At 68.6% G+C, this 7888-nt stretch carries 6 protein-coding genes; 3 read left to right on the forward strand and 3 right to left on the reverse strand.

Features of this window, described 5'->3' with window-relative positions; translation table 11 throughout:
* Positions 1 to 91: 91 nt before the first annotated feature.
* A complete protein-coding gene (locus tag HMPREF3121_RS07260) occupies positions 92 to 1477 on the reverse strand; it encodes a GntP family permease (RefSeq protein ID WP_070521597.1) in 1386 nt (461 codons plus the stop codon).
* Entirely contained in the window at positions 1478 to 2026 is a 549-nt protein-coding gene (locus HMPREF3121_RS07265) for a gluconokinase (protein WP_070521600.1), read from the reverse strand.
* 206 nt (positions 2027 to 2232) lie between these two features.
* Here HMPREF3121_RS07265 and HMPREF3121_RS07270 point away from each other — a divergent pair, with 206 nt between their 5' ends.
* Entirely contained in the window at positions 2233 to 3099 is an 867-nt protein-coding gene (locus HMPREF3121_RS07270; RefSeq protein ID WP_083291429.1) for a crotonase/enoyl-CoA hydratase family protein, read from the forward strand.
* 41 nt (positions 3100 to 3140) lie between these two features.
* Here the strand turns inward: HMPREF3121_RS07270 and HMPREF3121_RS07275 are convergent, their stop codons facing one another.
* Entirely contained in the window at positions 3141 to 4955 is a 1815-nt protein-coding gene (locus HMPREF3121_RS07275) for a TM0106 family RecB-like putative nuclease (RefSeq protein WP_070521603.1), read from the reverse strand.
* 99 nt (positions 4956 to 5054) lie between these two features.
* Between HMPREF3121_RS07275 and HMPREF3121_RS07280 the strand changes: the two genes are divergently transcribed.
* A complete protein-coding gene (locus HMPREF3121_RS07280) occupies positions 5055 to 5807 on the forward strand; it encodes a DUF6474 family protein (protein ID WP_070521606.1) in 753 nt (250 codons plus the stop codon).
* 208 nt (positions 5808 to 6015) lie between these two features.
* On the forward strand, positions 6016 to 7716 hold the full coding sequence (locus HMPREF3121_RS07285) for an alkaline phosphatase D family protein (protein WP_070521609.1): 1701 nt from the start codon (positions 6016 to 6018) through the stop codon (positions 7714 to 7716).
* The last annotated feature ends 172 nt before the right edge of the window (positions 7717 to 7888 follow it).

Consider the following 7888-nt stretch of genomic DNA (forward strand, 5'->3'; position numbering starts at 1 on the left):
ACTCCCCCACCCGGGCACTCCCCCACCCGGGCGACCCGACATCGCGGACGGACGGAGATTCGGCGGGCGTCGTCAAGCAAGAACCGAACCGTCAGACAAGCAACCCCAGCAGCAGCACCGACACCAGGCCAACGACCGACAGGATGGTCTCCATCAACGACCACGTCTTCAACGTCTGCGGCACCGTCATGCCGAAATACTCCTTGACCAGCCAGAATCCCGCATCATTGACGTGCGAGAAGAACACCGACCCGGCGCCGATCGCCAACACCATCAGGGCCGTCGTCACCGGATCCAGCCCCGCCGCAATGGGCGACATGATGCCCGCGGCGGTGATCGTCGCGACGGTCGCCGACCCCGTGGCCAGGCGAATGAACACCGCAACCAACCACGCCGCCAGCAGCGGGGAAATCGCGGCCCCATCCAGCCAATCGCCGATGACGTCCGCAACACCCGACGCGACGAGCGTTTCCTTGAAACCACCGCCCGCGCCGACGATCAGCAGAATGCCCGCGATGCCGGCGAACGACGCGCCGACCAGATCGGACACCTCTTTCAGCCCACGGCCACCGCGCAAGCCCAGCACCGCCATCGCATACAGCGACGTCACCAGCAGCGCGACCAGCGGCATGCCCAGGAACATCAGCAACCCGTGGACGGCGTTGCCCTCGCCGCCGGCCCACACGGTTTCGACGAGCGTGCGCAGCAGCATCAGCACAACGGGAAGCAGAACGACGGACAGCGACACGGCGACGCCGGGCCGATGCTCCTCCGGCACGGGCTCGCCGGTGGTGAAGGTGTCGGGGGCCTCGATCGGGACCCACTTGGCCATGAACTTCGCGGACACGGGCCCCGCCAGGATCACGCAGGGCACGGCGACGATGAGGCCCAGGCCCAGCGTCACGCCCAGGTTCGCGCCGAGGGCATCGATGGCGATGAGCGGCCCGGGGTGCGGCGGCACCAGGCCGTGCAGCGCGGACAGGCCGGCCAGGGCGGGGATGCCCAGCAGGATGACGGGCTGGCGGGCGCGTTTCGCGGCGAGCATGACGACGGGGATGAGCAGGACGACGCCGACCTCGAAGAAGAGCGGGATGCCGATGATGAACGCGAGCGCCGCCATCATCCACGGCAGTTTTTGCGGCGTGGTGCGGTGCAGGAAGCCTTCGACGATGGCGTCGGCGCCGCCGGATTTCACCAGCAGCGTGCCGATGATCGCGCCCAGTGCGATGAGCACGCCGGTGCCGCCGACGGTGGAGCCGACGCCGGCGGTGAATGCGGTGAACGTGTCGGTCAGCGCGATGCCGGCGGTCAGCGCGAGCACGGCCGAGCCGAGCATCAGCGCCAGGAACGGGTGGACCTTGCCCCAGACGATCAGCGCGACGATTGCGGCGATGCCGACGAGTGCGGCGGTGATCAGCTGCGTCGGCCCGGCCGTGGTCAGCGGTTCGTCGGCGGCGAGGAGCATGGTGGCGTTCATTTATGCGTCCTTTTCGTCGGATTTGCTTTGCGACGGCGCGATCCCCGCGTAGGCGAAACCGGCGTCGACGATCTCGCGCGGGGTGCCGGCGAGGTCGACGGTTACGCCGTCTTCGTCGTCCTGCAGTTGTTCGAGGTCGGCGTATTGGCTGGGGAGGAGGGACGCGGGCATGAAGTGGCCCTTGCGGTGTGCGAGTCGCTCTTCGATGACCGATGCTTCGCCGTAGAGGTGGACGAAGACGACGCGTCCTTCTGCGCCGCGGAGGATGTCGCGGTAGGAGCGCTTGAGCGCGGAGCACGTGACGACGGTTCCGGCGCTCGTGCCCTCGGTCGCCCGGTCGGTCATCCAGTCGCGCATGGCTTCGAGCCAGGGGCGGCGATCGTCGTCGTCGAGCGGGTGCCCGGAGGCCATCTTGTCGATGTTGGCCTGCGGGTGGAATTCGTCGGCTTCCGCGTAGGGCCAGCCGGTCAGGTCGGCGGCCAGTTCGGCTGCGGTGGTCTTTCCGCATCCGCTGACGCCCATGAAAACCAAGTGGATGAACGGGTTCATGATCGAATGATATTCCCTCAAAAGGAAAAGCCATAGCGGTTTTTCCAATGCCGCATTTCATGTGGCGATTATCACTTCGATGCGTCCTTTCCGGGTGGGGCCGGTTATGTGGGGACGTGTGTGCTCGAACGGGGGCGCGCGTCTTCCGGCGCCCGATGTTTCCGGTTCTCGCCCGGGCTGCGGCCGAACGGGCTAGTTTCGCGGGCATGACCCACGCCAATGACGCACGGATTTCCACTTCGCCCGTCACCGTCGAGTACGAGCACCTCGACGGCGGCGCCAAGGTCGCGGTGGTGTCCCTGAACCGCCCCGCGAAACTCAATGGCCTGACCATGGCGATGTTGCGTGGCCTCGACGATGCGGCGAAGACGTTGCGCCGCGACCGCGATTTGCGGGGCGTGATTCTCGCGGGCGAGGGCGCGTCGTTTTGCGCGGGCCTGGATTTCGGGTCGGTGCTGAAGAAGCCGATGGACATCGTCCGGGCGTTCGCGCCGAATCCGCTGGCGGGCGATGGCACGAATCTGTTCCAGCGGGTGTGCTGGGAGTGGCGCCGGCTGCCGGTGCCGGTGATCGCGGTGGTGCAGGGGCATTGTTACGGCGGGGGGGTGCAGTTGGCGTTGGGCGCGGATTTCCGGGTGACGGCCGCGGATGCGCGTTGGTCGGTGTTGGAGGCGAAGTGGGGGCTCATTCCGGACATGTCGGGGGCGCGGACGTTGGCGGATCATGTCGGTGCGGAGCAGGCTCGTTGGTTGACGATGACCGGGCGTGAGTTGTCGGGCGCGGAGGCGGTCGAGGCCGGGTTGGCGACGGAGGCGGTTGATTCGCTTGACGACGCCAACGTGCGTGCCCGGGAGATGCTCGTCGAGTTGTTCGGTCGTTCGCCCGATCAGTTGGCGTCGACGAAGGCGTTGTTCAACAGGGCGTGGCGGTCGCCGCGGGCGACGTTCCGTGCGGAGCGTTTCGAGCAGGCCAAGTTGTTGCTCAGCGAGAATGCGGCGCGGGCGCGGGAGGCGGCGTTGAAGAAGCGGCCGCCGAATTTCGTTCGCCGGGGGACGTGGGCGTTCAGGGGCTGATTCGCTGGGCGTTCGCCCCGGAGCGGCCAGGTGCCGCTGCGTTAGTCGATGTCGCGGTTTTCCAGGTCGCGCACGTTGGGGATCTCGTCGACGGCACGGCCGGAGTCGAGCCATTCGCGGACGGCGGCGGTGGATCGGCAGTCGTCGGCGTTGTAGCGCAGGAGTTTGGCGCGGGCGTCGGCGGGGTTGAGGCCGCCTCCGGTGCCGCCGCCATCACCTGCACCGTCGACTGCCCCCGCGCCCGCGCCGATGCCGACGGCGTCGCGGTAGAAGGACAGTGATGCTTCGCCGTCGGCGTCGTCGTCGCGCCACGTGAATCCGGCCATGGGCGCCACGACTTTCAGTCCCAGTCCCGCGGGGCTGATCAGTTGGCGTTTGGTCACGCGGAACAGGTCGACCCATTCGTCGGAGGAGATGAATCGTTCGATTTCGGCGATGTCGGGCACGGCGATGATGCGGGCGGGGGCGCCGGCCTCCGTTGCATCCCCGGCGACGACGAACTCCATGCCGGCGAACCTCTTCGCCGAGTGCCGCAGCCAGTGGTTTTCTCCTTCGGCGGCCCAGCAGTAGACGCGGAAGGTGCGCCCGGCGGCGTGTGCGGCGGCCCGGCGCGCCATGAGCCATTCCCAGAAGCGGGCGAAGTTTTCGGCTTCCGCGTCTCCGCCGAGCCCGGCCGGTCCGGGTGGCGCCCAGGTCACGTGCGGGACGTATCCGTCGTCGGGCGTCCACGCGCCCCACAGGTATGCGCCGTGGCCGGGGTAGGCCTCGAGGTCGACGTCGATTTCCACGTCGGCGCGGGGTGCGCTGGTTTTCTCCACGCGCAGGGCGGCGGGTTCGCCGAAGACGGACAGCAGCGCCAGGTGCCGGTGTTCGCCGGCGCCGTCGTCGCGGGCGAGCTGGCGGATGGTGGTGATGCCGGCTTCGCGGTATTCGTCGCCCCGGTTGCCGGGCAGCAGCAGGGAGATGTCGTCGGCGGCGCGCAGTTCGTCTTCGCAGGCTTCGCGCCATCGGCAACTGCGGCATTCGCGGATTTTCCGGGGCGCCAGGGGCCATTGGCCGATGCGCCATTCGTTGCCGTCGATTTTCGGCGCGGGCGGCGACGGTTCCCCGGTTTTCGTTTCGCTTGACGACGACGTGGCCGCCTCATGGCGTTCGATCGCGTGGATGGTGGCGCGGGCTCGTCGTAAAGCGGTGCGGTACGCGGCGACGCGCGGCCCTTCGTCGACGATGACCACTCGCGTCGGGTCGGCGCCGATGCCCCCGACGAGGCCGCAGGACGCGCCGAGCCGGTGGAGCAGGGCGGCGGCCTGGCCGAGTTGGACCGCATCGGCGGCGTTGTGGCGCAGCTTCAGTTTTTCGTCGACGACGATGCTCGTGTGCAGCGGCCGACCCAGCACCCCCGGGCGGCCGAGGCGGGCGACGGGGAGGATGCGGGCGGCTTCCGTGCGGCGGCGGCGCGGCTCCAGCAGCTTGTGCGCGGCGATGATCACCGGCAGGTAGCCGTCGTCCAGGCGAACCAGCAGGTCGGGGCGGGATTCCTCGGCGATGCCGGAAAACGCGCGGTCCCCCGGCGGACGGTCGTGGCGCAGGACGGCGCCGACGATGAGGTCCGCGCCCGCCGCGATCGCCTCCAACGTCGCCAGATCCGCGTCCGGACCCGGCGCGATGACCGTCGGATCCGGCAGCCCCGCGATCACCGACGCCCGGTGATGCGCCCCCAACTCGGCGCGCCGGCGGGCGGATTCGGAATTACCCGGGCGCCGCGGCCCCGCCATGCGATCGCGGACCAGCCGGTACCGGCACCCGACCAAATCGGGCCCGGTCACCGGCTGCGGGACGGTATCCTCGGTGTTCACGATGCAACCAGGGTATCGCCCGGCGGAAACCGGGGTTAATCTGGTTGCGCGACAATTCACGCACGATTCCGCAGACTCCGAACGCAGATTAGGGATTCCATGAGCTTCTTGGGCGACTACCGCGACCGCCGCCGCGAAATGAAACTGAAGCTGAAGGCCGCCAAGGCCAAGGCCAAGGAGGACGCGAAGCACGAGGCGAAGCTGAAGGACAAGGCCTACCGCGATGGCCGCAAGGCCGCCGAAGCCGAACGCAAGCGCAACGCGAAGGACGCGAAGAAGGAAGCCAAGCGCAACGCGAAGCTGGACAAGCGTGCGGCGAAGCGGGCCGAGAAGATCCGCAAGGCCGGCTGGAAGGACGAGCAGAAGGCCCTCAAGGCCAAGCACAAGCACCAGGAGAACGTTGCGGCGAAGATCCTGGAGCAACAGCGCAACCAGGGCCTGACCCGCGAGAAGGCGAAGGGGTGGGTCGGCGCGGCGCGCCTGCTGGTCCCGGTGGCGCTGCCCCTCGGTTACCGGCTGATGACGTTCGTGCAGAACCGCGGCCAGGACGCCGCCGCACGCAAGTTCGGCGTGACCGGTGACGCGGTGGCCCGCCACCACGGCTACGGCGCTCCGCTGCGCGCCCGCGTCGAGGGCATCCGCGGGTCGCTGGATCGTCTGGAGAACTCCAAGGTGTCGGGCACCGTGGGCTTCATCAAGGACGCGCGCAACCGCCTGGATCTGCTGGTCGACGCCATCGAGACGGCCGAGCACATGACCCCGGACCAGCGTCGCCGCGCCCACGTGTCCATCTCCGCGGAGCTCGACGGCATCGACTCGGAGATCATGGACAAGATGGGCCTGACCGCCTAGTTCGGGTCACCTGTAGCCGGAGCTGCGGCGTCCGGCCGGGACAGCGGCGCCCGGCCGGAGCCGTGGTCGCCCGTCGGGAGCGGCGGCCACCCGTCGGGAACCGCAGGTGTACGGAAGATGAATCTTCCATGAAATCCCCCCCTCAATGGGGTACCTCGGAACCGTTACCAATTGGTGATACACCAATAGGGACAGTGTCATGTAGTTCATGACTTCCGCCCACGGCTCCTCACCCGCGTCGCCGACCCCGTCCCGCCGCACCATCCTCAAGGCCGGTGCCACCACCGCCGCGTTCGTCGGCACCTCGACCCTTGCGGGCCGATTCACCGCCTCAGCGCAGGAGGCAGCCGGGGACGCCGCCGGCGGCGGCCACAACGTCTTCCAGCATGGCGTCGCCTCCGGTGACCCGCTGCCCACCTCCGTCCTCCTGTGGACCCGCGCCACCTCCCACCCCGGCGACGTTCCGGGCGCGGAGGCCGGCACCGCCGTGAAGCTGCGCTGCGAGGTCGCCACCGACGATTCCTTCGGCACCATCGTCCTTTCCGGCGAGGCCGTCGCCGAGCCCGCCCAGGACAACACCGTCAAGCTCGACGCCACCGGCCTGCGGCCCGACACCTGGTACAGCTACCGATTCACCGTCGCGGAGGGCGACTACGCCGGCCAGGTCTCCCCGGTCGGTCGCACCCGCACCGCCCCCGACGCCAACGCGACGCCCGACAAGCTCGGCATCGCCCTGACCTCCTGCGCGAACTGGGAGGCGGGCTACTTCTCCGCGTACCGCGACATGGCGGACAACCCCGACGTCGACATCATCATGTGCGTCGGCGATTACATCTACGAGTACGAGCGCGGCGGCTACACCGGCAAGACCGGCGCCATCCGCGACCACGAGCCGCCGCACGAGATCGTCTCCCTGTCGGACTACCGCCGCCGCTACGGCCACTACCGCACCGACAAGGACCTGCAGGCCGCCCACGGCGCCAAGCCGTGGGTGGTCACCTGGGACGACCACGAGGTCGCCAACGACACCTACAAGGACGGCGCCGAGAACCACTCCCCCGAGACCGAGGGCGACTACATCGCCCGCCGCGACGCCGCCATCCAGGCCTACCTGGAGTGGCTGCCGGTGCGCGCCACCACGTTCTCCGAGGGCGGCCACCTGTACCGCGCATTCACCTACGGCACCCTGGCCGACATCACCATGCTCGACCTGCGCACCTACCGCGACAAGGCGCCCGAGTTCATCAAGATCGGCGAGACCGACGACCCGAACCGCACCATGCTCGGCTCCGAGCAGATGAACTTCCTGCTCAACCGGTGGACGAGCTCGGCCGCGACCTGGAACCTGGTGGGCAACTCCGTCATGTTCACCCAGGTGCTCATCCCGCCGCTGGACCCGCAGACCTCCGGCGCCATCACCGAGCTGCTCGGCCTGCCGCAGGACGGCGTCCCGTACAACTCCGACCAGTGGGACGGCTACGCCCACGAGCGACGCAAGCTCATCGGCGAGATGTCCGGGCGAAATCTGGACAACGTCGTGTTCCTCACCGGCGACATCCACTCGTCGTGGGCGTGCAACGTGCCCGTCACCCCGGGCCGCTACCCGGCCGACGGCATCGCCGCCGCCGAGATCGTGTGCACCTCCGTCAGTGCGTCGAACATCGACGACATCGTGAAGCTGCCGCAGCGCAACGCCATCTCCCAGACCGCCGAGCAGGCGCTGATGGCCGCCAACCCCTACGTCGAGTGGATCGAGTTCGACCACCACGGCTGGGTCAACGTGCAGGTCCGGCCCGACGAGATCCTCGCCGAGTACCGCTTCGTCGAAGACAAGACCATCCCCGACCAGCCGCTGTACACGCCGGCGGTCTACCGCGTGAAGCGCGGCGAGGGCGTCTCCCCGGCGTAAGCCCCGGACCCGCCCCGGAAGGCACCTCGGGCCCCGGACGTCGTCATCGAGACGTCCGGGGCCTTTTCGCGTGCGCATCGTCGACATTTTGGCATGACGACGAAAGCTCAATGTGGCGCCATATCATTGCTTTTCCCAGATAACCGGCTCTTCAGGATTTAGAGTGCGTTGA

The sequence above is a fragment of the Corynebacterium sp. HMSC11E11 genome (assembly GCF_001807025.1).
GTDB classification, from domain to species: domain Bacteria; phylum Actinomycetota; class Actinomycetes; order Mycobacteriales; family Mycobacteriaceae; genus Corynebacterium; species Corynebacterium freneyi.